Origin of the sequence: Citrobacter sp. Igbk 16, from assembly GCF_028069755.1 — a bacterium.
Lineage (GTDB): Bacteria > Pseudomonadota > Gammaproteobacteria > Enterobacterales > Enterobacteriaceae > Citrobacter.
This window is the reverse complement of record NZ_JANEWJ010000026.1, coordinates 16116-42404: the sequence shown is the minus strand read 5'-3', so window position 1 is coordinate 42404 and position 26289 is coordinate 16116. Positions and strand designations below refer to the sequence as shown.

28 protein-coding genes and 1 pseudogene are annotated in these 26289 nt (G+C 51.2%); 15 read left to right on the top strand and 14 right to left on the bottom strand.

The window, feature by feature from the left end; translation table 11 throughout:
* Positions 1-33 precede the first annotated feature (33 nt).
* From tyrS to anmK, 4 genes are all read right to left on the bottom strand, one after another.
* Positions 34-1308, bottom strand: coding sequence for a tyrosine--tRNA ligase (tyrS, locus tag NNO03_RS16615; RefSeq protein WP_020996426.1), 1275 nt, complete (start codon positions 1306-1308; stop codon positions 34-36).
* A 126-nt stretch (positions 1309-1434) separates the two neighbouring features.
* Positions 1435-2091: a pyridoxamine 5'-phosphate oxidase gene (gene pdxH, locus NNO03_RS16610; RefSeq protein WP_048211753.1), complete on the bottom strand. Its 657-nt coding sequence runs from the start codon at positions 2089-2091 to the stop codon at positions 1435-1437.
* A 59-nt stretch (positions 2092-2150) separates the two neighbouring features.
* Entirely contained in the window at positions 2151-2480 is a 330-nt protein-coding gene (gene mliC / locus NNO03_RS16605; RefSeq protein ID WP_202038722.1) for a C-type lysozyme inhibitor, read from the bottom strand.
* An 87-nt stretch (positions 2481-2567) separates the two neighbouring features.
* Complete coding sequence (anmK, locus tag NNO03_RS16600; RefSeq protein WP_271450045.1) at positions 2568-3689, bottom strand: anhydro-N-acetylmuramic acid kinase; 1122 nt, start codon at positions 3687-3689, stop codon at positions 2568-2570.
* 274 nt (positions 3690-3963) lie between these two features.
* Here anmK and slyB point away from each other — a divergent pair, with 274 nt between their 5' ends.
* Positions 3964-4431 (top strand): outer membrane lipoprotein SlyB, encoded by a 468-nt coding sequence (gene slyB, locus NNO03_RS16595; RefSeq protein ID WP_003029175.1) that lies wholly within the window; start codon positions 3964-3966, stop codon positions 4429-4431.
* Positions 4432-4479: 48 nt separating this feature from the next.
* Here slyB and slyA read toward each other — a convergent pair whose 3' ends face one another.
* Positions 4480-4920 carry a transcriptional regulator SlyA gene (slyA, locus tag NNO03_RS16590; RefSeq protein WP_019076732.1) on the bottom strand — a complete coding sequence of 147 codons (441 nt, stop codon included), beginning with the start codon at positions 4918-4920 and terminating at the stop codon, positions 4480-4482.
* Between the two features lie 192 nt (positions 4921-5112).
* On the opposite strand from slyA, the gene NNO03_RS16585 reads away from it, so the two are divergent.
* From NNO03_RS16585 to NNO03_RS16575, 3 genes and pseudogenes are all read left to right on the top strand, one after another.
* Complete coding sequence (locus tag NNO03_RS16585) at positions 5113-5349, top strand: DUF1656 domain-containing protein (RefSeq protein ID WP_202038724.1); 237 nt, start codon at positions 5113-5115, stop codon at positions 5347-5349.
* Between the two features lie 2 nt (positions 5350-5351).
* On the top strand, positions 5352-6215 hold the full coding sequence (locus NNO03_RS16580; protein WP_271440571.1) for an HlyD family secretion protein: 864 nt from the start codon (positions 5352-5354) through the stop codon (positions 6213-6215).
* A pseudogene (locus tag NNO03_RS16575) lies at positions 6212-8252 on the top strand (FUSC family protein). The gene NNO03_RS16580 and the pseudogene NNO03_RS16575 overlap by 4 nt, the downstream one beginning before the upstream one ends.
* Here NNO03_RS16575 and sodC read toward each other — a convergent pair.
* The 3 genes from sodC to NNO03_RS16560 all read right to left on the bottom strand — a co-directional run bounded on the left by sodC (position 8228) and on the right by NNO03_RS16560 (position 10016).
* Positions 8228-8749 carry a superoxide dismutase [Cu-Zn] SodC gene (gene sodC / locus NNO03_RS16570; RefSeq protein ID WP_271450044.1) on the bottom strand — a complete coding sequence of 174 codons (522 nt, stop codon included), beginning with the start codon at positions 8747-8749 and terminating at the stop codon, positions 8228-8230. The pseudogene NNO03_RS16575 and the gene sodC sit on opposite strands and share 25 nt — an antisense overlap.
* An 81-nt stretch (positions 8750-8830) precedes the next feature.
* Positions 8831-9727 carry an aldo/keto reductase family oxidoreductase gene (locus tag NNO03_RS16565; RefSeq protein WP_271440573.1) on the bottom strand — a complete coding sequence of 299 codons (897 nt, stop codon included), beginning with the start codon at positions 9725-9727 and terminating at the stop codon, positions 8831-8833.
* A gap of 49 nt (positions 9728-9776) precedes the next feature.
* Positions 9777-10016 (bottom strand): DUF1289 domain-containing protein, encoded by a 240-nt coding sequence (locus NNO03_RS16560; RefSeq protein ID WP_137381278.1) that lies wholly within the window; start codon positions 10014-10016, stop codon positions 9777-9779.
* A gap of 101 nt (positions 10017-10117) precedes the next feature.
* On the opposite strand from NNO03_RS16560, the gene NNO03_RS16555 reads away from it, so the two are divergent.
* The 4 genes from NNO03_RS16555 to rnt all read left to right on the top strand — a co-directional run bounded on the left by NNO03_RS16555 (position 10118) and on the right by rnt (position 13131).
* On the top strand, positions 10118-10717 hold the full coding sequence (locus NNO03_RS16555; protein WP_271440574.1) for a TetR/AcrR family transcriptional regulator: 600 nt from the start codon (positions 10118-10120) through the stop codon (positions 10715-10717).
* Positions 10718-10771: 54 nt separating this feature from the next.
* The gene (locus NNO03_RS16550) at positions 10772-11869 is read left to right on the top strand and encodes an alkene reductase (protein ID WP_005127184.1); all 1098 of its coding nucleotides are present in this window, start codon (positions 10772-10774) and stop codon (positions 11867-11869) included.
* 112 nt (positions 11870-11981) lie between these two features.
* Positions 11982-12389: a lactoylglutathione lyase gene (gene gloA / locus NNO03_RS16545; RefSeq protein ID WP_003029198.1), complete on the top strand. Its 408-nt coding sequence runs from the start codon at positions 11982-11984 to the stop codon at positions 12387-12389.
* Between the two features lie 94 nt (positions 12390-12483).
* Positions 12484-13131 carry a ribonuclease T gene (gene rnt, locus NNO03_RS16540; protein ID WP_137381280.1) on the top strand — a complete coding sequence of 216 codons (648 nt, stop codon included), beginning with the start codon at positions 12484-12486 and terminating at the stop codon, positions 13129-13131.
* 51 nt (positions 13132-13182) lie between these two features.
* Here the strand turns inward: rnt and grxD are convergent, their stop codons facing one another.
* Positions 13183-13530: a monothiol glutaredoxin 4 gene (gene grxD, locus NNO03_RS16535; RefSeq protein ID WP_003832760.1), complete on the bottom strand. Its 348-nt coding sequence runs from the start codon at positions 13528-13530 to the stop codon at positions 13183-13185.
* 334 nt (positions 13531-13864) lie between these two features.
* Between grxD and NNO03_RS16530 the strand changes: the two genes are divergently transcribed.
* Both NNO03_RS16530 and sodB read left to right on the top strand, forming a co-directional pair.
* The gene (locus tag NNO03_RS16530; protein WP_137381281.1) at positions 13865-14695 is read left to right on the top strand and encodes a C40 family peptidase; all 831 of its coding nucleotides are present in this window, start codon (positions 13865-13867) and stop codon (positions 14693-14695) included.
* Between the two features lie 127 nt (positions 14696-14822).
* Entirely contained in the window at positions 14823-15404 is a 582-nt protein-coding gene (gene sodB, locus NNO03_RS16525) for a superoxide dismutase [Fe] (RefSeq protein WP_048211764.1), read from the top strand.
* A 40-nt stretch (positions 15405-15444) separates the two neighbouring features.
* Here the strand turns inward: sodB and NNO03_RS16520 are convergent, their stop codons facing one another.
* Both NNO03_RS16520 and cydH read right to left on the bottom strand, forming a co-directional pair.
* Positions 15445-16614 carry an MFS transporter gene (locus NNO03_RS16520; RefSeq protein ID WP_271450043.1) on the bottom strand — a complete coding sequence of 390 codons (1170 nt, stop codon included), beginning with the start codon at positions 16612-16614 and terminating at the stop codon, positions 15445-15447.
* A gap of 177 nt (positions 16615-16791) precedes the next feature.
* Complete coding sequence (gene cydH / locus NNO03_RS16515) at positions 16792-16881, bottom strand: cytochrome bd-I accessory subunit CydH (RefSeq protein WP_003029209.1); 90 nt, start codon at positions 16879-16881, stop codon at positions 16792-16794.
* Positions 16882-17178: 297 nt separating this feature from the next.
* On the opposite strand from cydH, the gene purR reads away from it, so the two are divergent.
* Complete coding sequence (gene purR, locus NNO03_RS16510; protein WP_137381283.1) at positions 17179-18204, top strand: HTH-type transcriptional repressor PurR; 1026 nt, start codon at positions 17179-17181, stop codon at positions 18202-18204.
* On the opposite strand, the gene punR is transcribed toward purR, so the two are convergent.
* A complete protein-coding gene (gene punR, locus NNO03_RS16505) occupies positions 18201-19133 on the bottom strand; it encodes a DNA-binding transcriptional activator PunR (RefSeq protein WP_271450042.1) in 933 nt (310 codons plus the stop codon). The two genes, purR and punR, sit on opposite strands and share 4 nt — an antisense overlap.
* Before the next feature lie 111 nt (positions 19134-19244).
* Between punR and punC the strand changes: the two genes are divergently transcribed.
* The gene (punC, locus tag NNO03_RS16500) at positions 19245-20450 is read left to right on the top strand and encodes a purine nucleoside transporter PunC (protein WP_271440578.1); all 1206 of its coding nucleotides are present in this window, start codon (positions 19245-19247) and stop codon (positions 20448-20450) included.
* A gap of 290 nt (positions 20451-20740) precedes the next feature.
* On the top strand, positions 20741-21889 hold the full coding sequence (gene cfa, locus NNO03_RS16495; protein WP_271450041.1) for a cyclopropane fatty acyl phospholipid synthase: 1149 nt from the start codon (positions 20741-20743) through the stop codon (positions 21887-21889).
* A gap of 41 nt (positions 21890-21930) precedes the next feature.
* Here cfa and NNO03_RS16490 read toward each other — a convergent pair whose 3' ends face one another.
* On the bottom strand, positions 21931-22578 hold the full coding sequence (locus NNO03_RS16490; protein WP_271450040.1) for a riboflavin synthase subunit alpha: 648 nt from the start codon (positions 22576-22578) through the stop codon (positions 21931-21933).
* Positions 22579-22795: 217 nt separating this feature from the next.
* Between NNO03_RS16490 and mdtK the strand changes: the two genes are divergently transcribed.
* Positions 22796-24169, top strand: a complete 1374-nt coding sequence (mdtK, locus tag NNO03_RS16485) for a multidrug efflux MATE transporter MdtK (protein WP_271440580.1) — start codon at positions 22796-22798, stop codon at positions 24167-24169.
* Between the two features lie 19 nt (positions 24170-24188).
* Here the strand turns inward: mdtK and NNO03_RS16480 are convergent, their stop codons facing one another.
* Positions 24189-24887, bottom strand: a complete 699-nt coding sequence (locus NNO03_RS16480; protein WP_271450039.1) for an RluA family pseudouridine synthase — start codon at positions 24885-24887, stop codon at positions 24189-24191.
* Positions 24888-25068: 181 nt separating this feature from the next.
* Here NNO03_RS16480 and NNO03_RS16475 point away from each other — a divergent pair, with 181 nt between their 5' ends.
* A complete protein-coding gene (locus NNO03_RS16475) occupies positions 25069-26178 on the top strand; it encodes an AI-2E family transporter (protein ID WP_271440582.1) in 1110 nt (369 codons plus the stop codon).
* Positions 26179-26289: the final 111 nt, after the last annotated feature.

Here is a 26289-nt window from a genome sequence, read left to right as displayed (position 1 = left end):
GGCGTAGTTTCCCACGCCCCTGCTGATTTTTACTTATTTCCAGCAAATCAGACAGTAGTTCTTTTTGCCACGGCGCAGTAAGGTGTAGCGGCCGAACAAAATATCACTGTCCTGGAAGAAATATTCCGGGTCAGATTGTTTCTCACCATTAATGGTGACCGCATTAGACGCAATGGTCTTACGCGCCTGACCGCGCGAAGGCTGCAGTTCAGAATCCACCAGCGCCTGCATCAGGTCGGCACCCTTGTCCATTTCGATCATTGGTACACCATCCTGCGCCAGCTGTTCGAAGTCCGCTTCGCTCAGATCGCTCAGGTTACCATTGAACAGGCTTTCGGTAATGCGTTTCGCCGCCACTAAACCTTCTTCGCCGTGAACCAGACGCGTTACCTGCTCAGCCAGAACATACTGGGCACGCGGTGCTTTACCGCTGTTCTTATCTTCTTCTTCCAGCGCATTGATCTCTTCAATGTCCATAAAGGTGAAGAATTTCAGGAAGCGATATACGTCCGCATCAGCCGTGTTGATCCAGAACTGGTAGAACTTGTATGGACTGGTTTTCTTCGGATCCAACCAAACTGCGCCACCTTCCGTTTTACCGAACTTGGTACCGTCAGCTTTAGTGATCAGCGGAACCGTCAGGCCAAATACCTGGTTCTGATGCAGACGGCGGGTCAGATCGATACCAGAGGTAATGTTACCCCACTGGTCAGAACCACCAATTTGCAATGCCACGCCATGCAGTTTATTCAGGCAGGCAAAATCATAACCTTGCAGCAGGTTGTAAGAAAACTCGGTAAAGGAGATCCCCTGATCGTCACGGTTCAGACGCTGCTTAACCGCTTCTTTGTTGATCATCTGGTTTACGGAGAAGTGTTTGCCGATATCACGCAGGAAAGTCAGTACGTTCATACCGCCAAACCAGTCGTAGTTGTTCGCAGCAATCGCCGAGTTGTCGCCACAGTCGAAATCGAGGAACGGTGCGACCTGTTTGCGGATTTTATCCACCCACTCTTGCACGGTATCTTCGGTATTCAGTTTACGCTCGGCGGCTTTAAAGCTCGGATCACCAATCAGACCCGTTGCACCGCCTACCAACGCAACAGGCTTATGGCCTGCCTGCTGGAAGCGTTTCAGGCATAACAATGGAACCAGATGCCCCAAATGCAAGCTGTCAGCGGTAGGATCGAAGCCGCAATAGAGCGCGATCGGGCCTTGCGCCAGTCGCTCTGCTAACGCTTCCTCGTCCGTCACCTGGGCCACCAGCCCCCGCTCTTGCAATTGTTTAATCAAGTTACTGCTTGCCATCAAAATCTCCATGTATAAAACGACTGCACCTTTGCCGGTACACGACTTTTCGCCTGATGCGAAAGAGACATAGAATAAAGCGCCGGATTCATCAGCACCAGCGCTTAAAACAAGAATTTTGCATCTTTAGGGGGCCAGGCGGTCAATTTTCCACGCGTCATCTTCACGTTGGTATAAAAAACGGTCGTGCAAACGGTTTTCGCCACCCTGCCAGAACTCCATTTGTTCAATGCTCACGCGAAATCCGCCCCAGAAACTTGGCAACGGAACTTCCCCTTGCTGAAACTTCTGCTTCAGCTCAAGAAATTTACTTTCCAGAATTCCACGTGCGGAGATCCGACTGGACTGCTTAGAAACCCAGGCGCCAATCTGGCTATCGCGCGGGCGACTGTGGAAATATTTCACCACCTCAAGCGTGGACAAGCGTTCGGCCTTGCCGATAACCATCACCTGCCGTTCCAGCGTATGCCAGGGGAATAACAGGCTGATGCGCGGGTTGTTCTCGATCTGGTGCGCCTTACGGCTGCCCATGTTGGTATAAAACACCAGCCCTTTGTCATCATAATGTTTGAGCAACACGATTCGCTGGTACGGCTGACCGTGTTCATCGACTGTTGCGACGACCATAGCGGTAGGGTCTGCCAGTTTGGCATCACAGGCTTGCCCCAACCAGCGCTCAAACAGCGCGAGGGGTTCGGCGGGAAGATCGCGGCGGCGAAGACCGCCTTTCGTGTATTCACGGCGCAGATGCGCGATTTGCTGCAATTCGTCGTTATCAGACATGATGTTGGGCTACGGATTGTCAGTGGGTGACGCTATTGTGCGCCGCCCAGGTGAAAATCTCAACGCTTCGGGTTCTGTAACTGACAGTTATTCAGCACAATTCTGTCTCGTTTATATACCGTCGCGTTGTCTCCTTTAGACCAGAAGACGTAGATACCATCTGTGTAGCGTGCACCCGATGCCGACACGCCCTGTTTGAGATTCAATAGTTGATTATCATAAACAAAGCTCGCTACCTGTCGGGTATTATTCAATTTTACGGTAAGCGGTTTTTCATCACAGCGATATTCGAGCGTATCCGTTTGCATACGCTCGACAAATTGGTTGTACACACTACAACCGGTAAGCAATACGGGCAGACACACTAATAACAGTTTTTTCATAGCCATATCCTGAAGACTTTCCTGGTCCCGGAGGGCAAAAACACCCTCCCTAACATCCCTAGTTTATCGGTATACCGCCTGGAATAATTTCAGTTAACTCTGAGTTCGTGGATTGGCGGGAAAAATAGCCCCTAAAACGCTGGGCTCAGATGCGCCGGTCACAGAAGGCAGGTTCCCCGGCAGTCCCGCGAGTGTACGCCACGCCAGCCAGGCAAAGGCTAACGCTTCCATATCATCACCACTGATCCCTGCTTCATCGGTGGAGGTCACTTCCGTCCCCGGCAGCAGCGCCGCCAGACGCATCATAAGAAGTGGATTGCGACTACCACCGCCACATACCATCAACCGTTCACACCCTCCGCTCAGCAGAACCTGTTCGGAAATCGTCACGGCCGTCAGTTCAGCCAACGTCGCCTGTACGTCTCGTGGGCTAATGCCCGGGAACTGCGCCAGATGGCGTTCAATCCAGCCATAATTAAAATACTCACGCCCCGTACTCTTTGGCGCTGGTGCTGAAAAATACGGGTCGTTAAGCATCGTTTGCAACAGCGGCAGAATCACTGTCCCCGAACAGGCCCATTGCGCATCTTTATCATAAGGTTGACCACATTGCCGCCAAATCCAGGCATCCATCAGCATATTGCCCGGACCGGTGTCATATCCCCGAACCGGTTGTTTTGGGATGAGCAGTGACAGATTGGCAATACCACCAATATTTAACACCATCCGGCGCTCCGTTGGATGCGCCAGCAACGCCTGGTGAAAAGCAGGAACCAGCGGTGCCCCCTGTCCGCCTAACGCGATATCGCGCCGACGAAAATCACCGACCACCGTTACCCCGGTACGCGCAACAATCTGGTTGTTATCACCAATTTGTAGCGTGTGTGGCGCAATTCCTGTCGGTTCATGCCACACGGTTTGCCCATGACAGCCGATCGCAACAATATCCTGCGGTTTTAATTTTTCCTGCTGCAGCAACGCATTGACCGCATCGGCGAACAAACGCCCCAACTGCGTGTCCAGTTGACCGTATTGGGAAAGCGTCAGTTGCTGCCCCTGGCAGATATCCAGAATGGCCTGTTTTACATGAACGGGGATGGGCCATGTCAGACTTGCCTGCTGCGCAACCATCGTTTCATCTATCGCCGCCAGCACAACATCCACACCATCAAGACTGGTTCCAGACATCACTCCGATAAAACGGCCCGATTTCATACGTCATCCTTTTAAGCAAATTAGCCTTGACACTCCACCATAAAGTGTCGACTAATTCCATGCTTCCTTAATGATTTTTGTGGGTTAATCTTTCCAGTAACCCCTAAATTCCATTAACGTGATGAATGATTCGTTTATACTCGGTTAACCCGATTTCGGTTAAGATTTTCATATTGTTCCAGTAGAACATGTGACCTTAGACTCACAAATGCCATATAATTTAGCCATGAGGAGTGCTTTATTAGCGTTTCGTGGTGACAAAGGAGATTTGTAAATGATTAAACGTGTGCTGATTGTTTCATTAATGGGCGTATCTTTAGCGGGCTGCGTTAACAATGATAGCCTTTCAGGTGACGTGTATACCGCATCCGAAGCGAAACAAGTTCAGAACGTTACCTACGGTACGATTGTTCATGTTCGTCCGGTGCAAATCCAGGGTGGTGACGACGCAAACGTGATTGGCGCTATTGGTGGTGCTGTGCTGGGTGGGTTCCTCGGTAACACAGTAGGCGGCGGTACCGGTCGTTCATTAGCGACAGCTGCAGGCGCGGTTGCCGGTGGCGTAGCAGGCCAGGGCGTACAAGGCGCGATGAATAAAACCCAGGGCGTAGAACTGGAAATTCGTAAGGATGACGGTAATACCATCATGGTGGTTCAGAAGCAGGGTGCGACCAAATTCTCTGCAGGTCAGCGCGTTGTTATGGCTAACAATGGTAGCCAGGTTACCGTGTCTCCACGTTAATCGAATTCACGTGTGGTCAGCCTCTGGCCACACGTCGTTTTGATCGCTTTAGCCCTGCGACTGCAGTTCAATGATATTGTGTTCCAGTCTGGCGACCAGTTTTATCAGCAGATCAATTTCCTCAGCGGAAATCCCTTCCAAAATTTCGCCGCGCGTTTTGTTGATAACCGCTTCCATATCAGCAATCAGCGGTTCGGCCTTCTCCGTTAATTTAATTCTCTTTGCCCGACGATCGCTGGCGCAAGTCTGTCGTGAAATGAGTCCCTTTTCTTCTAACTGGTCGAGCGTACGCACCAATGAAGGCTGCTCAATACCAATCGCTTTAGCCAGCTGGATCTGTGATTGATCCGGTGGCAACTGATGAATGTTGTGCAGCGTAACCCAATGCGTCTGCGTCAACTCCAGAGGTTTCAGGCGATGGTCAATCAGAGCACGCCAAATGCGCACCAACCGTGCCAGATCAGAACCTAATGGCGATTCCAATTTCATCTCCTTATAATTAGCTTGCTAAGTTATTGTGCTGATTTTAGAATAGTGTGCAGCATTTGTATTCCCAAAACAAATGTATTGCCAAATTTGCTTACCGGATGACATTTTTTCAGACATTATGCCTTACAGAGACACATTGTCCCTTTTTTTGCTAAACCTATAGCAACGCTCTTTTCGCCAAGGATTTTGCCCGTGAAGTTTATGTTTAATGCAACAGGATTGCCCCTACAAGATTTAATGATCGGAGCATCTGTCTACTTCCCCCCTATTTTCAAGGCGTTTGTTGCAGGATTTATCCTCTGGCTAGTTGTTCATCGCCTGCTACGCGACGGGATCTATTCTGGCGAAATCTGGCATCCCCTGTTAATGGATCTGTCCCTCTTTACGCTTTGCGTGTGTCTGGCCTTTGTCATGTTGATTGCGTGGTGATTATGTCGCTTAAAACCATTAAATACTTCTCCACTATTATAGTCGCTGTTATTGCCGTCCTCGCCGGGTGGTGGATGTGGAATTACTATATGCAATCGCCATGGACGCGTGACGGAAAAGTCCGCGCTGAACAAGTCAGCATCACTCCGCAGATCTCTGGCAGCATTAGTGAACTCAACATTAAAGATAATCAACTGGTTAACAAAGGCGATGTTCTTTTTGTTATCGACAAGACCCCTTTCCAGATTGCTGAGCTGAACGCACAGGCTCAGTTGGCCAAAGCGCAGTCCGATCTGACCAAAGCCAATAATGAAGCCAAACGTCGCCGCAATTTGTCGCAAAATTTCATCTCGGCCGAAGATTTGGACAGCGCACTGCTCAATGTAAAAGCCATGCAGGCGACCGTTGCCGCAGCCCAGGCCAGTTTGCGCCATGCTCAGTGGCAACTGGCGCAAACGGTAGTCAAAGCCCCGGTCACAGGCTGGGTCACCAATCTATCAACCCGTACCGGAGACTACGCCTCAACGGGTAAACCTCTGTTTGCCCTGGTCGACAGCCACTCTTTTTATGTCATGGGCTATTTCGAAGAAACCAAACTACGCCATATTCAAGACGGGGCACCTGCTCTTATCACGCTCTACAGCGGCAATATTAAGTTACAGGGTCACGTTTCCGGCATTGGTCGCGCCATTTATGATCAGAGTGTGGAAAGCAATTCCGGTCTGGTTCCTGACATCAAACCAAACGTTCCGTGGGTTCGTCTGGCGCAGCGGGTTCCCGTTCGTATCGAATTTGATACCCTTCCGCACGATGTTACGCTGGTTTCTGGGACAACCTGTAGCGTGTCCATCGGTCAGCAAAAATGAAACTACCCCGCCTGACACCGGCCAGTCTGCCGTGGTTTAAAGCCACGGGTGGACAGTGGCGTTACGCGCTGCGTAATACTATCGCGATGTGTCTGGCGTTAACCTTCGCCTATTACCTCAATCTGGACGAACCCTACTGGGCGATGACATCAGCGGCGGTAGTCAGTTTTCCAACCGTTGGAGGCGTGATTAGCAAAAGCCTGGGGCGTATCGCGGGCAGTTTACTCGGTGCAACGGCCGCATTGATTATAGCCGGCCATACCCTCAATGAACCCTGGCTGTTTCTGTTGAGCATGTCAGTCTGGATCGGTTTTTGTACCTGGGCGTGTGCACATTTCACCAACAACGTGGCCTACGCTTTTCAACTGGCAGGCTATACCGCGGCGATTATTGCCTTTCCAATGGTGCATATTACAGAGGTTACGCAACTGTGGGATATCGCCCAGGCACGCGTGTGCGAAGTCATCGTCGGGATCCTCTGTGGCGGCCTGATGATGATGATCCTGCCCAGTACATCCGATGGCACCACGCTGCTGACCGCTTTGAAAAATATGCATGCACGTTTGCTGGAGCATGCCAGCTTGCTCTGGCAGCCAGAAACCACAGATGCTATCCGCACCGCCCATGAAGGGGTGATCGGTCAAATCCTGACAATGAATCTGCTACGTATTCAGGCGTTCTGGAGCCACTACCGTTTTCGCCGTCAAAATACCTTACTCAATGCGTTGTTACACCAACAGTTGCGGTTGACCAGCGTTATTTCCAGTCTGCGGCGGATGCTACTGAACTGGCCTAATCCTCCGGCTAATACCCGGGATATCATCGAGCAGTTACTGACCGTGTTAGTCAAACCTGATACCGACAGCTACGCCGTCGCGCGGATTATCGCCCCGCTGTGCCCCGTCGATCAGCATGACTATCGGCACGTCGCCTTCTGGCAGCGTCTGCGCTATTTTTGCCGTATCTATCTGCAAAGCAGTCATTATCTGGGCTTACTGGAAAAGGGCGTCACGGCCGATCGTATCAATATTGAGCGTACGCCGGGTCTTGCCCGTCATACCGATAACGCGGAGGCTCTCTGGAGCGGATTGCGTACCTTCATTACGCTGATGTCCATCGGCGCGTGGAGCATTGGTGCACAATGGGAGTCAGGCTCCGGGGCTCTGACGCTTGCCGCCATCAGTTGCGTGTTATATTCCGCCGTAGCGGCCCCATTCAAATCACTCTCTTTGCTGATGCGCACGCTGGTCCTGCTGTCGCTATTTAGTTTTGCGGTGAAATTCGGTCTGATGGTCCAAATTACCGATCTCTGGCAGTTCATTCTGTTTCTCTTCCCGCTGCTTGCCACCATGCAGTTGTTAAAACTACAGATGCCGAAACTGGCGGGACTTTGGGGACAGCTGATCGTCTTTATGGGATCGTTTATCGCGGTGACCAATCCTCCTGTCTATGATTTTGCAGGTTTTTTGAATGACAATACGGCGAAGATCACCGGCGTCGCGCTGTCGTGGCTGGCTTTTGCTATTCTACGGCCAGGTTCTGATGCGAGAAAAAGCCGCCGCCATATTCGCGCGTTACGGCGTAACTTTGTCGATCAACTTAGCCGCCATCCTTCACTCAGTGAAAACGAGTTTGAGTCGCTGACCTATCATCATGTCAGCCAGCTCAGCAACAGCCAGGATGCACTGGCGCGACGTTGGTTACTACGCTGGGGAGTGGTGTTACTGAACTGCTCACACGTCGTATGGCAACTTCGCGTCTGGGAGGCGCGATCAGATCCGCTGGCGCGCGTCAGGGATGTGTGTATCTCACTGTTACGCGATGTAATGAGTGAACGTGGCGTGCAGCAACGTCCGCTGAATGCCACGCTTAATGAACTCCAGCGCATCTGTGATGCACTGGCCCATCATCATCAGCCCGCAGCGCAGGAGTTATCGGCCCTTATCTGGCGACTACACTGCTCACTTTCACAACTTGAGCAAGCGCCGCCACCGGGCACGCTGAGTCGCTGATTACTTGATAACACCACAGGCGTAACGTGCCCCTCCGCCGCCAAGTGGTTTCGGCTGATCGGACATATTATCGCCACCAACGTGGATCATCAGCGCCTTACCTTTAATTTCATCAAGTGATTTCAACCGGGGGGCTGTCACTGTCGTCGTGGCATTCCCTTCGTTATTTACCACCAGTAAAGGCAGGTCGCCCATGTGGCCTGCACCTTCCGGACCTTCATGCTTGCCAGTTTTATGCGGGTCATAATGACCGCCAGCCGATTCTGCTGCCGAGGCTTTCCCCTCTTTAATAGCGGGCTGGCAACTGCCGTTAGCATGCACATGAAAACCATGTTCACCCGGCGGCAGCGCTTTAAGATCAGGCGTAAACTCCAGCCCTTTTGCGGATTCGGCAATGGTGACAGTACCAATTTCCTGGCCAACGCCCTGCGACGTCACCAGATTCATCACCACTTTCTCACTGGCAGCCTGTGCACCTGCACAGGCCAGTAATGTGATGATGGCTAAACTCAAACGTTTCATACAACCTCCGTCATCCAGGTGTCTGACTGATAAGTGTAATCCAGTGACACAAATTTGAACGACGGAACGCTGAATACGTGATTAAGGTACGTCGTAACCGAGCGCCGCTTTACGAATACGGAACCACTGCTGGCGAGACATGTTCAATGACTCTGATTCAATTGCAGCACGCACACGTTCGATTTTACCCGAGCCAATAATCGGCAGCGGCTGCGACGGTAGACGCAGGATCCACGCATACACCACCTGCTCTATGGACTGCGCATTCAGTTCTTCTGCTATCACGGCCAGTTCATTGCGCAGCGGCTGGAAGGCGTCATCATTGAACAGACGCCCACCGCCCAGGCAAGACCAGGCCATTGGGCGGACACGCAGTTGTTGCAGCTGATCTAACGTCCCATCCAACAGAAGAGGTTGATGCACCGGTGAAATTTCGACCTGATTGGTTGCCAGAGTAAAAGGTAATCGCGATTGCAGCAGTGAAAACTGTGCTGGCGTGAAGTTAGAGACACCAAAATGGCGCACCTTACCGCTATGATGTAATGTCTTGAAAGCTTCCGCCACATCATCTGCATCCATTAACGGATCGGGGCGGTGGATCAACAGCAGATCAAGGCGATCGGTTGCCAGCAGCTTCAGCGACTGTTCGGCACTGGCAATAATATGGGCGCTGTCAGTGATGTAATGACCCAGCGCGTTTTCCTCTTTCGCTGTCGTGGCAATACCGCATTTGGTAACAATCTGCATTTTTTCACGCAGGTGCGGTGCCAGTTTCATTGCCTCGCCAAACGCCGCCTCACACTGGTATCCGCCATAAATATCCGCGTGATCGACAGTCGTGACACCCAGATCGAGATGTTCCTCAATAAAGCTGACTAGCTGACGCGCGGACATATTCCAGTCCATCAGACGCCAGTACCCCATCACAAAGCGCGAAAATTCCGGGCCTTGCGGCGCAATAGTAATACGCTGAACCATAGCAGCTTCCTTATAAGTGAATGTGCATCGAGTATACGCAATAACGCTTTTAAAAGAGTGAAGGTTGTTGCGGTTCTTCCGGCGGGTTGGATTTGTTTGCGCGTAATTTACGCATCAGACGCTGGCGACAGAGTCGCAGCACCTCCTGCTTTTGGGCATCGCTCATTTTCTGCCAGTTAAAACGCTCATCCCGACTGCGAAAACAGCCACGACAAAAACCGCGATCGTCAGACTGACATATACCGCGGCATGGGCTCTGGACGGGGAAAAACTCCAGCTGTTCGGCCACATCCCCTCCTTTTGTAAGATTGATATACCTATTGAAGACGGTAACTGAAAATCTGGCAAGCGCTATTGCATTAGACCGACTGGTCTATTACACTCCTCGACATGAACAAAGTAACTGAACACGATACACGCGAACATCTTTTGGCGACCGGCGAGCGACTGTGTATGCAGCGCGGTTTCACCGGTATGGGTTTGAGCGAGCTACTGAAAACCGCGGAGGTTCCCAAGGGTTCGTTTTATCACTATTTTCGCTCAAAAGAAGCGTTCGGTGTGGCGATGCTGGAGCGCCATTACGCGAGCTATCATCAGCGACTGGCTACGCATTTTGAGACGGGCGCAGGAAACTACCGCGACCGCATTCTGGCCTACTATCAGGAAACTCTGAACCAGTTTAGCCAGCACGGCATCATCAGTGGCTGTTTAACCGTGAAATTGTCTGCCGAAGTGTGCGATCTTTCCGAAGATATGCGTACAGCAATGGACAAAGGCGCCCGGCACATTATTACGCTGCTGGCGCAGGCGCTGGAAAAAGGTCAGGCGAATCATTGTCTGTCGTTTGTTGGCGAACCTTTGCAGCAAGCGCAGGTGTTGTATGCGCTGTGGCTGGGTGCCAACCTGCAGGCCAAAATGTCGCGTAGTGCCACGCCGCTGGAAAACGCGCTGGCTCACGTCAAAACCATCATTGCAGCGCCTGTCGTTTAACAGGCGTTTTTATTTAATTTATCACTAGACGACCGGTCTATTCAGGAGTGTAACATGTCATCTGAAAAACTCTTTTCCCCGCTTAAGGTGGGTGCGATCACTGCGGCAAACCGCGTGTTTATGGCCCCACTTACGCGTTTGCGCAGCATCGAACCTGGCGACATCCCTACTCCGCTGATGGCCGAGTACTACCGTCAACGCGCCAGTGCGGGTCTTATCATTAGCGAAGCGACACAGATTTCTGCACAGGCGAAAGGTTATGCCGGAGCGCCAGGTTTGCACAGTGATGCACAAATTGCTGCGTGGAAAAAGATTACGGCGGCTGTACACGCTGAGCAGGGCCATATTGCTGTTCAGCTGTGGCATACCGGGCGTATCTCCCACTCCAGCCTGCAGCCAAACGGTCAGGCTCCGGTTGCCCCGTCCGCCATCAGTGCCGGAACCCGAACTTCACTACGCGATGAAAATGGACTGGCCACACGTGCCGATACCTCAATGCCACGTGCGCTGGAAACCGAAGAAATCCCGGGTATCGTGAATGATTTCCGCCAGGCGATTGCCAATGCGCGTGAAGCCGGTTTTGACCTGGTCGAGCTGCACTCTGCTCACGGTTACTTACTGCACCAGTTCTTGTCGCCAACTTCAAACCAGCGTACCGATCAATACGGCGGTAGCGTTGAAAACCGCGCTCGTCTGGTACTGGAAGTCGTCGATGCAGGTATTAAAGAATGGGGTGCTGATCGCATTGGTATCCGTGTTTCCCCTATAGGTTCGTTCCAGAACGTCGACAACGGTCCGAATGAAGAGGCTGATGCTTTGTACCTGATCGAACAATTGGGCAAGCGCGGCATTGCTTATCTGCATATGTCCGAGCCAGACTGGGCTGGTGGCGAACCGTATTCAGACGCGTTTCGCGAGAAAGTTCGCGCACGTTTCCACGGTCCGATTATTGGTGCGGGTGCCTATACACCAGAGAAAGCTGAATCACTGATCGAGAAAGGTCTAATCGATGCAGTTGCCTTTGGTCGTGCTTACATTGCTAACCCGGATCTGGTTGCACGTCTGCAGCGTAAAGCCGAGCTCAATCCACAGCGTGCGGAAAGTTTTTACGGCGGCGGTGCTGAAGGCTATACCGATTACCCTACCCTGTAAGGTCCTGAGAATTGCCAATCGATTTCTAATCGTTCATTGATAGCGGCGTTATAACGCCGCTATACTAAAACAACATTTTGAATGTATTAGCCATTTTTGAAGGGGAAGAAAGATGCGTTTACTTCATACCATGCTGCGCGTGGGTGACCTGCAGCGTTCCATCGAGTTTTATACCAACGTGTTGGGCATGAAGCTGCTGCGTACCAGCGAAAACCCTGAATATAAGTACTCTCTGGCATTCGTCGGATACGGCCCTGAAACCAGCGAAGCCGTGATCGAACTGACCTATAACTGGGGCGTTGACAAGTATGAATTGGGTACCGCATATGGCCACATTGCCCTGAGCGTAGATAACGCGGCAGAGGCCTGTGAACGTATTCGTCAAAACGGCGGTAACGTGACGCGTGAAGCCGGTCCGGTAAAAGGCGGTACGACGGTCATCGCGTTTGTTGAAGATCCAGATGGCTATAAAATTGAGCTGATCGAAGAAAAAGACGCCGGCCGCGGTCTGGGCGACTAAACTCTCCTCGGGCGCAGATCGTCTGTGCCCGTAGTTTTATACTCATCATTTTGCCATAATACGCGCTGCAATTTTCCCGTATTAAGAGACCCAGATGTCCGATAACGCTCAACTTTCCGGTCTGTGTGACCGTTTTCGTGGTTTTTATCCTGTCGTCATTGACGTCGAAACAGCAGGATTTAACGCCAAAACCGATGCGCTGCTTGAAATTGCCGCCATCACACTGAAAATGGATGAACAGGGCTGGCTGATGCCGGACATGACGTTACATTTCCACGTTGAACCGTTTGAAGGGGCGAATTTACAACCCGAAGCGCTGGCATTTAACGGCATCGACCCCAGCAACCCGCTGCGTGGTGCCGTCAGCGAGTACGACGCGCTACATGCCATCTTTAAAATGGTGCGCAAGGGTATCAAAGATAGCGGCTGTAATCGGGCGATCATGGTGGCGCACAATGCGACATTTGATCACAGTTTTATGATGGCTGCGGCAGAACGCGCCTCTCTGAAACGTAATCCGTTTCACCCCTTCGTCACCTTTGATACGGCAGCATTAAGCGGCCTGTCGTTGGGGCAAACAGTACTGTCAAAAGCCTGCCTTGCTGCAGGAATGGAGTTTGATGGGACTCAGGCGCACTCGGCGCTGTATGACACCGAACGGACAGCCGTTCTGTTCTGCGAAATTGTTAACCGCTGGAAACGTCTCGGCGGCTGGCCTCTGCCAGTGCCCGAAGAGGCGTAACGGCGGCATAAAAAAAGCGACCTGCGGAGGTCGCTTTTTTATTTTTGCTGGTTACTCAGCGTCCGGCTCTTCGGTTTTGTATTTCGCCGCAGTTTCTTTAATCAACTGCTGCAACTCACCACGCTGGTACATTTCAATTAAAATGTCACAGCCGCCTACCAGTTCACCATCAACCCACAGCTGTGGGAAAGTCGGCCAGTTGGCATATTTCGGCAGCTCGGCGCGAATATCCGGGTTCTGCAGAATATCAACATAAGCAAAACGTTCACCACAGGCGGACAACGCCTGCACAGCCTGAGCAGAGAAACCGCAGCTTGGCAGTTTTGGGGAACCTTTCATGTACAGGAGAATCGGGTTTTCAGCGATCTGGCGCTGGATTTTTTCGATAGTGGTGCTCATTATCTTGCTTCCTTAAACTTCTTTTACGGCAGTAGTCTGACATTGTAGCGGGTCAGGCAGGTAACGGAAAATAACATTTTCATTACGCGATATTATTTTATCGCCTGTCGTTAAAAGTTGCATTCACAATCTCATTTATCCGCGTAAAGCCTGGGGATTTGATTATCTGTTCACCAATTACGCCTTGAATTGCTGTTTTTTTTTGCGGTCGGTTACGAAACGTAGTTTTAAACGAAAAAAGCTATTAACTTTCCCTCTTTCTATAGATTAGAATCGTCAAGTTTTGAAAATCACACGCAGGCACGATAGACCTGCCTTACCAGAGGACTGCTCAGTGGCGCGGATAAACCGAATCTCGATCACGCTCTGTGCTTTACTTTTTACCACACTGCCTTTTACGCCTATGGCTCATGCTTCCAAGCAGGCCAGGACGACACCTACCGCTTCCCACACCGTCAAGACGGTAGATAAAAAGAAAAGCGCAACAACCAGCCAGAAAGCAACAAAAACCAACAAGAAAACGGCGACAAAAAACACCAGTAAAACCAGTACGAAAACGGCCTCCTCCTCCAAAAAACGCACAGCGACTCCGGCAAAATCGACGAAAACAGCAAACCGTCGCAGTAAAACAGCGGCAATACAAACCCCCGCCGTCACCTGGACTGAAAAATGTACCCCGCGCAAAGGTCATAAGCCACGTTGTGTAAAAGTCAAGACGACTGCGCCAACAGCCGTTGCTGATGTGCATAAAGTGAAAGTACAGAAAGCGACCAAAACCGCCATGTCTACCCTGATGAACCAAATCGGTAAACCTTACCGTTGGGGGGGCACCTCGCCCAGAACCGGTTTTGATTGCAGCGGGCTGGTTTATTACGCATATAAAGATCTGGTGAAGTTCCGCATTCCGCGTACCGCCAATGAAATGTATCACCTGCGCGACGCTGCGCCGATTGAACGTGGTGAACTGAAAAACGGTGATCTGGTCTTCTTCCGCACGCAAGGTCGCGGTACCGCCGACCACGTTGGCGTCTATGTTGGCAATGGTAAATTTATCCAGTCTCCACGCAGCGGTCAGGAAATTCAAATAACCTCTCTGAGCGAAGATTACTGGCAACGCCACTACGTGGGCGCTCGCCGTGTGATGACGCCGAAAACAATTCGCTAAAAACTTACCCTACAGAATATGCTGTAGGGTAAGTTCTTCTTTTGCATAACCTTTCAATTTGCTACCCTATCCTTACTCACAATGAGGCTATTGTGTGTACTCAATATAAATAATAAGGAGAGAAGCAATGTCGTTCGAATTACCTGCATTACCGTATGCCAAAGATGCTCTGGCACCGCACATTTCTGCCGAAACGCTGGAATACCACTATGGCAAACACCATCAAACCTACGTGACCAATCTGAATAACCTGATTAAAGGCACCGCGTTTGAAGGTAAATCACTGGAAGAGATCGTACGTAGCTCTGAAGGTGGTGTATTCAATAACGCAGCACAGGTATGGAACCACACGTTCTACTGGAACTGCCTGGCACCAAACGCAGGCGGCGAGCCGACCGGTAAACTGGCCGAAGCGATTGCCGCCTCCTTTGGCAGCTTTGCAGACTTCAAAGCACAATTCACCGATGCCGCTATCAAGAATTTCGGTTCTGGCTGGACCTGGCTGGTAAAAGGAACGGATGGCAAACTGGCTATCGTATCCACCTCCAACGCAGGTACACCGCTGACGACTGACGCGACGCCTCTGATGACCGTTGACGTGTGGGAACATGCTTACTACATCGATTATCGTAATGCCCGTCCTGGCTACCTGGAACACTTCTGGGCACTGGTGAACTGGGAATTTGTTGCGAAAAACTTCGCAGCATAAAATGACAACGCAGAAGGGGTTCCCTTCTGCGTTTTTGTTTTTAATTCGTTGCGTTGCAGACTTCTTCCGCTTGCTTTCTTGCCGAGACAAAGACCAGCAGTAGCGCAAGTCCCGCCACAATCGCCCCCATTACCGGGACGAAACTGTAGCCCAACCCTCCGGAAATTACCGCCCCACCGGCGGCCGCTCCCAGGGCATTCCCCAGATTAAACGCGCCAATATTCACTGACGATGACAATCCAGGTGCCTCACTGGCAACGCGCATCACACGCATCTGCAGCGGCGGAACCACCGCAAACGTTGCTGCGCCCCACACCACCATACTCACGGCCGCACCCAGCTCATTACGTGCAAGGAAAGGTATCGCCAGCATAATAACCATCAGCAGCAATAAAAAGCCTTTCAGCGTACCGTTAACCGAACGGTCAGCCAGTTTACCGCCCAGATAGTTACCGATAGAGAACCCAACGCCAATCAGCACCAGCATACCGGTGACAAACGCCGGCGTAGCATGAGTAATACTGTGCAGCACCGGTGAGATGTAGGTATAAAGCGTAAACATCGCTCCGGCCCCCAGAACGGTCGTCAGTAAAGCTGACACCACTTGTGGACGCATTAATACAGACAGTTCTTTGCGCACATCAGGGCGCTCACCTGCCCCGCCTTTCGGTAACGAGAAGAACAGACTGACCATCGCGATGACGCCCAGTCCCGCCGTCGCCATAAAGGACATACGCCAGCCGATGGTTTCCCCAAGCCAGGTTGCCGCGGGAACACCGCCAATATTCGCGATCGTTAACCCCATAAACATAGTCGCAACGGCGCTGGCCTGTTTATGTTTGGGGACAACGCTTGCCGCTACAACCGAACCGAGGCCAAAAAATGCCCCGTGGTTAAGACTGGTCAAAATGCGCGACAGCATCAGCGTCGTGTAATCCGGAGATATCGCCGAAAGCACATTACCCAATGTAAAAATGGCCATCAGGAAGATAAGCGCATTGCGACGCGCACGATGGGACAGCAGTAAGGTCATCAGCGGTGCGCCAACCATCACGCCTACCGCATACGCGCTGATTAACATCCCTGCGGCCGGAATGGAAACATCCACGCCTTTGGCAATGACAGGTAGCAATCCCATGGGAGAGAATTCGGTCGTTCCAATGCCAAACGCACCTATCGCCAGCGCCAGTAAAGGATAATTTATTTTCATCTATCGACTCCGTAACGTCGAGCCTTGGCACGACACATCATAAGAGTCAAAAGCATGACATTGATCGCAAAATTAATAAAGTTAACAAAACTGCAAAAGACTTTTGCTTATTTGCAAAAAATAGGAAGGGAAAGACAAGCAGAAAGGATGAGGGAGAGTGAACTCCCTCGGGGGAAATCAGTGCAGTGCTGCAGTCAGGCCACCCGCAACAATCAGGCCCAGAACAATTATGGTCGTCACTAACGAAAATTTCAGATCGGTGCTCATCAAGTTTTCTCCTTTTTATTCCCACACAAAAAGTGATATTGCGCATTTTTACACACTTGAAAGCAAAAATCTCTCACGATTTATATTGATAACTGCTTTTAACTCTTCCCCTTTTCGTTAAGATCAGACAAAATTCCACGCTTACTTGATTAGCGTACCGGCCATTGACCCCTTCCTGACGTTCCGTGTCGTTTTCCCGGCGTGCCGCAACCCTGACGTTGCGTTGAGGGTGTGTGAAGGCAAACGTTTACCTGGAGTATTCTCAGGAGCTTAGGATATGGTCTGGAGTGAGATGTAATGGCAACTATTAAAGATGTAGCGAAGCGAGCAAACGTTTCCACTACAACCGTATCACACGTAATTAACAAAACGCGCTTTGTCGCAGAAGAAACGCGCAACGCTGTCTGGGCAGCGATTAAAGAACTGCACTACTCCCCTAGCGCAGTTGCACGTAGCCTGAAGGTGAATCACACCAAATCGATCGGTTTGTTGGCAACCAGCAGTGAAGCTGCCTATTTCGCCGAAATTATCGAGGCTGTTGAGAAGAATTGTTTCCAGAAAGGCTACACGCTGATTCTGGGCAACGCCTGGAACAGTCTTGAAAAACAGCAGGCCTACCTGTCTATGATGGCGCAAAAGCGCGTCGATGGCCTGTTGGTAATGTGTTCAGAGTATCCGGAATCACTGCTTTCCATGCTCGAAGAGTATCGCCATATTCCAATGGTGGTCATGGACTGGGGCGAGGCAAAAGCTGACTTTACCGATACCGTCATTGATAACGCTTTTGAAGGTGGTTACATGGCAGGCCGGTATCTGATTGAACGCGGTCATCGTGAGATCGGCGTGATCCCGGGTCCCATGGAGCGTAATACCGGCGCAGGCCGCCTGGCTGGCTTCATGAAAGCGATGGAAGAGGCTCTGATTAAAGTTCCCGAGAACTGGATTGTCCAGGGTGATTTCGAACCTGAATCCGGCTATCGCGCTATGCAGCAAATCCTCTCCCAGTCGCATCGCCCAACCGCCGTATTCTGTGGTGGCGATATTATGGCGATGGGTGCGCTGTGTGCCGCAGACGAGATGGGACTGCGCGTACCGCAGGATATCTCAGTTATCGGTTACGACAACGTACGCAACGCCCGATACTTCACCCCTGCGCTGACAACCATCCATCAGCCAAAAGATTCACTGGGTGAAACGGCCTTCAACATGCTGTTAGACCGAATCGTGAATAAACGTGAAGAATCGCAGTCTATCGAGGTGCACCCACGCCTGGTAGAACGTCGTTCCGTTGCCGACGGTCCATTCCGCGATTATCGTCGTTAAGTCAGTTGTGCGGGAGCCTCATCCGGTTCCCGCAGCCACTCTTTATTCAGCGTCTCACTATCCCCCAGGTAGTCCAGTAACCAGCTCAGTGCAGGCGACGTATCGTTCTGCTGCCAGGTCAGGCAACAAGCGGCATCCGGGAACGGATTTTCCAGCTGTAACGCCACCCATTTTCCGCTATCGATCCACGGTTTTGCAAAATGCGTCGGTACCATCCCGACACAGAGTCCGGCTGACAAGCAGGTGGCCGAGGATTCCCAGTCAGGAACCACAACGCGTTTTTGGTTGTCCAGTAACCATGTAATACGTTTCGGCAGTGTGCGGGACGTGTCTTCGCGTACCAGCGATGGCCAGTTGCGCAACGTATCGTCACTGAGCGGTCCCGGCATTGCCGCCAACGGATGATGACTGGCTACCACGCAACTCCAGCTCAGCATTCCCATATCCCGGAACGTATAGCGTCCCCCTACCGGAATGGCCTGCGTTGCTCCAATAGCTAACTCCACACGACCATCCGACAGCGCGTCCCAGACGCCATTAAACACCTCCTGAAAGACCAGAAGTTCCACATCATCGAAATGGCGGTAGAAATCCACAATCATCTGTCGGGTCCGTTCTGGACGCACAATATTATCTACCGCAATCGCCAGCTGTCCTCGCCAGCCATTGGCAATTTGTTGACATTGCTGACGGGTGATCTGCATTTTTTTGATAACAGACCGGCCTTCTTTTAAAAACCATGCGCCAGCAGGCGTTAATTCCACGTCCCGATGACGACGTTCAAAAAGAGGCACAGCCAGCCACTCTTCCAGTTGGCGCACCGTGTAGCTTACCGCCGAAGGTACGCGGTGCAACTCCTGAGCAGCGGAACTAAAGCTACCGTTACGCGCCACTGCATCAACCACCTCAAGTGAATATTCCGACCACATGCTCTGCCTGCAAAAAATTTGAAATCAGTAAGCAAATATTAGCGTTTCACAGCGAGAATTACACTCACTACACTCAGCGGCAATGTTCTATTGCTAAAAAGAGAAACGATAATGCAACCAGGAAAAGGGTTTTTAGTCTGGCTGGCAGGTCTTAGCGTGCTGGGTTTTCTGGCAACCGATATGTATTTGCCCGCCTTTGCGGCTATTCAGGCCGATTTACAGACACCCGCCTCCGCCGTGAGTGCCAGCCTTAGTTTGTTCTTAGCGGGTTTTGCCGTTGCACAACTTTTGTGGGGGCCACTCTCCGACCACTATGGTCGTAAACCGATTTTGATGCTGGGCTTATCCATCTTCGCGCTGGGCAGCCTGGGTATGTTGTGGGTAGAAAACGCCACCGGCTTACTGGTGCTGCGCTTTATTCAGGCCGTTGGTGTCTGTGCGGCTTCGGTTATCTGGCAGGCGCTGGTTACCGATTATTATCCTTCACAAAAAGTAAACCGCATCTTTGCCACCATTATGCCGCTGGTCGGATTGTCTCCTGCACTTGCACCGTTATTAGGCAGTTGGATCCTGGTACACTTTTCCTGGCAGGCCATTTTTGCCACCCTTTTTGCGATTACCCTGATCCTGATGTTGCCGGCCCTGCGCTTAAAACCAACGGCAAAAGCACGCGATGACAGCCAGGATAAACTGACGTTCGCGACGTTGCTGCGCTCCAAAACATACCGTGGAAATGTACTGATTTACGCAGCATGTTCCGCGAGCTTCTTCGCATGGCTGACGGGTTCACCGTTTATCCTTAGTGAAATGGGCTATAGCCCGGCTGTGATTGGTCTGAGCTATGTCCCGCAAACTATTGCATTTTTGATCGGTGGTTACGGCTGCCGTGCGGCACTGCAAAAATGGCAGGGTCGCCAGCTTCTGCCGTGGTTACTTATCCTGTATGCCATTAGCGTTATCGCCACCTGGGCTACTGGCTTTATTCACCACGTTGCGTTGGCTGAAATCCTGATCCCATTCTGCGTGATGGCCATTGCAAACGGGGCAATCTACCCTATCGTTGTCGCCCAGGCGCTGCGTCCATTCCCTCAGGCAACAGGGCGTGCCGCTGCGCTGCAGAACACGCTGCAACTGGGACTATGCTTCCTGGCAAGCCTGGTCGTTTCGTGGTTAATCAGCACACCGCTGCTCACCACCACCAGCGTTATGCTGACGACAGTGCTGCTGGCCGCGCTAGGCTACAAAATGCAGTCACAGACTGACAACACATCCTTGCCGGATGAGAGCGCGCAAATTGCCCACGGTGAGTCACATTAATCATTGTTGCGGGAATTTAGTTAGCCCGCTAACAATTATCGGTTGAATAGCCAAAAATTCAGGCCTATACTGATTTTCGGTTGTTAATAAAACGATAAGATTTATAGAGTAACGGGAACAAGCAGGTTCCCGTTTATCCATGGATGGCCTTTTCGGCAAGGGTTCCTCCCTTCCTCTGTTCTACGTCGGATTATAGATTCGCGGATTAATTCCGTGAGATTTCTCACAAAGCCCAAAAAAGCGTCTACGCTGTTTTAAGGTTCTGATCACCGACCAGTGATGGAGAAGCTATGAGTTCATCATGTATAGAAGACGTCAGCGTACCGGATGATGACTGGTACCGAATCACCAATGAGTTATTGAGCCGTGCAGGCATTACCATTAATGGCCCGGCACCGGCAGATATTCGCGTTAAAAACCCCGACTTTTTCAAACGCGTGTTGCAGGAAGGATCGTTGGGTTTAGGTGAAAGTTATATGGACGGCTGGTGGGAATGTGATCGGCTGGATATGTTTTTTAGCAAAGTCCTGCGTGCAGGTCTTGAAAGCCAACTGCCCCGCCACTTCAGAGATACGCTACGTATCGCAACGGCCCGTCTGTTTAATTTACAAACCAAAAAACGTGCGTGGGTCGTTGGCAAAGAACACTACGATCTTGGCAACGATCTCTTTACCCGCATGCTTGATCCCTACATGCAATATTCCTGCGCCTACTGGAAAGATGCCGATACCCTGGAATCTGCCCAGCAGGCGAAGCTAAAAATGATTGCCGAGAAATTGCAATTGAAGCCTGGTATGCGCGTACTCGATATTGGCTGCGGCTGGGGAGGCTTGTCCCAGTTCATGGCGTCACAATACGGGGTGAGCGTGACTGGCGTGACGATTTCAGCAGAACAGCAAAAAATGGCGCAGACGCGCTGTGAAGGGCTGGATGTCACGATTTTGCTGCAGGACTACCGCGACCTGAATGACCGGTTCGACCGTATCGTTTCCGTTGGTATGTTTGAGCATGTGGGACCGAAAAACTACAACACCTATTTTGACGTTGTTGACCGCAATTTAAAGCAAGACGGTCTTTTTTTGCTGCATACCATCGGTTCTAGAAAAACTGACAATAATGTTGATCCGTGGATCAATAAATACATCTTCCCGAACGGCTGTTTACCGTCAGTTCGCCAGATTGCTAACGCCAGCGAGCCACATTTCGTGATGGAAGACTGGCATAACTTTGGTGCGGATTACGATACCACTCTGATGGCCTGGCATGAGCGTTTCATGACCGCCTGGCCAGAAATTGCCGACAACTATAGTGAGCGTTTTAAACGGATGTTCAGTTATTACCTGAATGCGTGTGCTGGCGCATTTCGCGCGCGCGACATTCAGCTGTGGCAGGTTGTGTTCTCTCGTGGCGTTGAACACGGGCTCCGCGTTCCCCGTTAGACAGCATCGCCCCCGAACTCGCGGGGGCTTTTTATTCCGACTTAAACGCCCGCTTCGCCAGTCACGTTACTCATAGCGCTTTCACGCGCGGCCAGTACACGTTCAACCGTATCAACAACGGCCTGCGTTTGCGGATCAATTTCGATATTGACTCGTGCCCCCAGTTTTTTCTTGCCCAGCGTTGTACGTTCCAGAGTTTCCGGAATCAAATGCACGCAAAAACGTGTCGGTGTTACCTCACCTACCGTCAGGCTAATACCGTCAATACCGATAAATCCTTTGTACAGGATGTATTTCATCAGCGACGGATCCTGAACTTTAAACCACACCTGACGATTATTTTCAGAGGTCAGAATTTTAGATACTTCAGCGGTAGTCATAATATGGCCCGACATCAGATGTCCGCCGATCTCATCGCTGAATTTTGCCGCACGTTCAACGTTGACCAGATCCCCGACGTTCAGGTCCCCCAGATTAGTGATACGCAGCGTTTCTTTCATCAGATCGAAGCTTATCTGGTTACCGTTAATTTCGGTCACCGTCAGACAACAACCGTTGTGTGCCACCGATGCGCCGGTCTCCAGCCCATCTAACATGTATTCAGGTAACTCCACTACATGTGTGCGAAAATTCGGTTTTTCATCAATCGACACCAGTTTCGCGGTGCCCTGCACAATACCCGTAAACATACCTGTAACTCCTGAACTCAATTAAGACATCTCTGCTGTGCACAATAGCAGGTGGAAAATCAGGTTGCCAGCAATGCGCCACTCCCGCCTATTTTTTCACTGGAGAAATACGGATTCCTCGCTACAATAGACTGAAATTTCCCCTGCATTTTCTCCTTGCTGCCATATAAGGCGGCTTTTTTAGTCTCTCAAATAACAACAATATAGTGGTGTACACGTGCAAAAGTATGTAAGTGAAGCGCGTCAGTTATTAGCTCTGGCAATTCCGGTGATTCTTGCGCAAATCGCTCAAACCGCAATGGGGTTCGTCGATACCGTGATGGCCGGCGGATACAGCGCGACGGACATGGCTGCCGTTGCTATTGGTACGTCCATCTGGCTACCCGCAATTTTGTTTGGCCACGGTCTGTTGCTGGCGCTGACGCCAGTGATTGCGCAACTTAACGGTTCCGGACGCCGCGATCGTATTGCTCATCAAATACGTCAGGGGTTCTGGCTGGCGGGGAGCGTATCCGTTCTGATTATGATTGTGCTTTGGAATGCGGGATACATTATCCGCTCGATGCATAACATTGATCCTGCACTGGCCGACAAAGCTGTTGGCTATCTGCGCGCACTGCTCTGGGGTGCGCCCGGATATTTATTCTTCCAGGTTGCCCGTAACCAGTGCGAAGGTCTGGCCAAGACCAAACCGGCAATGGTAATGGGTTTTCTCGGCCTGCTGGTGAACATTCCGGTTAACTATGTTTTCATCTATGGCCATTTAGGTATGCCAGAACTGGGCGGCGTAGGCTGTGGTGTGGCAACGGCCGCGGTATATTGGGTGATGTTTGCCGCCATGCTTTCTTACGTAAAACGCGCCCGATCAATGCGCGACATCCGTAATGTCAGTGGCTTCCAGAAACCTGACACCGTAGTGATGAAACGCCTGGTGCAGTTGGGTTTGCCCATTGCGCTGGCATTATTTTTTGAAGTCACGCTGTTTGCCGTGGTGGCGCTGTTGGTCTCCCCTCTGGGGATTGTCGACGTCGCCGGACACCAAATCGCGCTGAACTTCAGCTCATTAATGTTTGTCTTGCCGATGTCTTTGGCTGCTGCCGTCACCATTCGTGTGGGATACCGCCTGGGTCAGGGATCAACCCTGGATGCACAGACCGCTGCCAGAACAGGTTTAGGTGTCGGCGTATGTATGGCGATGATGACCGCCATTTTCACCGTCACATTGCGCGAGCACATCGCCCTGCTCTACAACAATAATCCTGAAGTTGTCACACTGGCTGCACAGCTGATGTTACTGGCTGCCGTGTACCAGATTTCGGACTCAATTCAGGTTATTGGCAGCGGGATCCTGCGTGGTTATAAAGATACGCGTTCCATTTTCTTTATCACCTTCACGGCGTACTGGGTGCTGGGTTTGCCAAGTGGATATATTCTTGCGCTCACCGATCTGGTCGTCGACCGCATGGGGCCAGCGGGCTTCTGGATGGGCTTTATTATTGGCCTGACGTCTGCCGCGGTGTTGATGATGCTGCGGATGCGTTTTCTGCAACGCCAACCGTCAGCCGTCATTCTGCAACGTGCAGCACGATAACACCGTAATAGCCGCCGGGTTAAAATGGGCTGGCATGGCAGATATTGATTTGTTCTTTGCTGATGGGATGCACCAGGCGCAATTCGCTGGCGTGTAACATCAGCCGTGACGTCTGCTCCGTGCCAGGCCACTCGCGGCCACCATAAAGATCACAGCCCCAGATCGGATGACCCAAATGCTGACAGTGAAGACGTAGCTGATGGGTTCGTCCGGTCTCCGGCATCAGTTGCACCCGCGTCAGGGGCAGTGACCTTCCATCCTTCAGTCGTTGATTGAAGCGCTCAATCACCCGAAAACGGGAACGCGCAGGCTTACCGCTAATTGCACTAATCGACATCAACGGAAACAGTGCAGGATCTTTGGCAATGGCAGCATCAATCACACCGTCATCCTGTTTAAGGTGTCCACATAACAATGCGCTGTACACCTTAGTCACCGAGCGTTGGCTGAACTGCTGACAGAGCGCAGCATTGATTGCTTTATTGCGTGCAACGACCATCAGACCTGAAGTACCGAAATCAAGCCGGTGCACCAGCGTGCAGCCCGGGTATATCTGTACCAGGCGATAGTGCACTGAGTCGAGATTTTGCGGATTTTTCCCCGACAGACTCAGTAACCCACTGGGTTTATTGATAAGCAGCAGATGTTCATCCTGGTAAAGGATCTCTATTTCATCATGGCACGGCGGAGCAACAAAGGAGTCGAGAATCGTAGACATCAGACAACCAGACTAAAAAGTGGGGGTGGATCATAACGAATTTTCAACCGGCTGGCGAATCAAGCCAGCCCTGCGTCACATTACCTATCAACAACCTGGTTACATCGTTCAACATCCACAGTTGGTAATTCTGCTGAACAGTTCTATAGTCGAGACTGCTTCTCAGTTACAGGATTCACTAATGCGATTTAACGGACTGACCAAAGGTTTCTTCATTTTCATTCTTGCCCTCGTGACCTGGGCGTTTTTCGACGTGTTGTCCCCCTACTTCTCCGCAATCTTGTGGGCTGCAATTCTGACGACTATCTTTAACCCGGTGAAAAACAAACTGCGCAGTGCGCTTGGCGAACGTAACGGTCTGGCATCGTTAATCACTATCGGGATTATCTGTTTGATTGTTTTTATTCCTCTGATGGTGATCCTGTCATCGTTGGCAATCGAACTGAATGTGGTTTACACCAAGTTGCAGCAAAACAATACACAGTTTCCGGAAGTGGTCAGTTCTATTCTTTCTTATCTTCCTGACTGGGCCAGAGGGTTCCTCGCAGAACACAATCTGGATGATGTCGCGCAGATCCAGAAAAAACTCTCCGACATTGCGCTGCAGGGCGGGCAGTACCTCGCAGGCAGTGCTTTCCTGATTGGTAAAGGAACCTTTGGCTTCGCCATCAGCTTTGGCATCATGCTGTACCTGCTGTTTTTCCTGCTGAAAGATGGACCGTATCTGGTGCGTCAGATTCTGGATTCCTTACCGCTGTCCGATTTTGCCAAGCAGCACTTGTTTGCCAAATTCGTGGGTGTCACACGGGCGACAGTCAAAGGCACGGCGGTTGTCGCTGTCGTACAGGGCACGCTTGGCGGCATTGCTTTCGCCATTGTCGACATCGACGGCAGCATTTTGTGGGGCGCACTAATGGCATTTCTCTCGCTGGTGCCCGCGGTTGGCTCGGCAATAGTCTGGGTCCCCGCCGCCATTTTCCTCTTCGCCACCCACCAGCTGTGGCAAGGGCTGTTTATTGTCGGATTTTTCGTCATTATTGTCGGACTGGTGGACAATATCCTGCGCCCGTTACTGGTAGGAAAAGACACCAAAATGCCGGACTACCTGATATTGATTACCACTCTCGGTGGGATGGAGATATACGGTATCAACGGTTTTGTGATTGGCCCGTTGATCGCCGCACTATTTTTGGCCAGTTGGAATCTGTTCTCCGGACGTGATCATGAAGGCAACGTAGAAGGTATCGATGAAGCGTTCATGGAAGAAGGAAAAACCCCTCCAGATTTATGATGGCATGACGATAACAAGGGGCGGCCTCGGGTCGCCTTTTGTTTTCACGCAAAATCATACGTTTCCTATAATTTCAATCATGCTTATTCATTAATCGTCGCAGAAGGAACG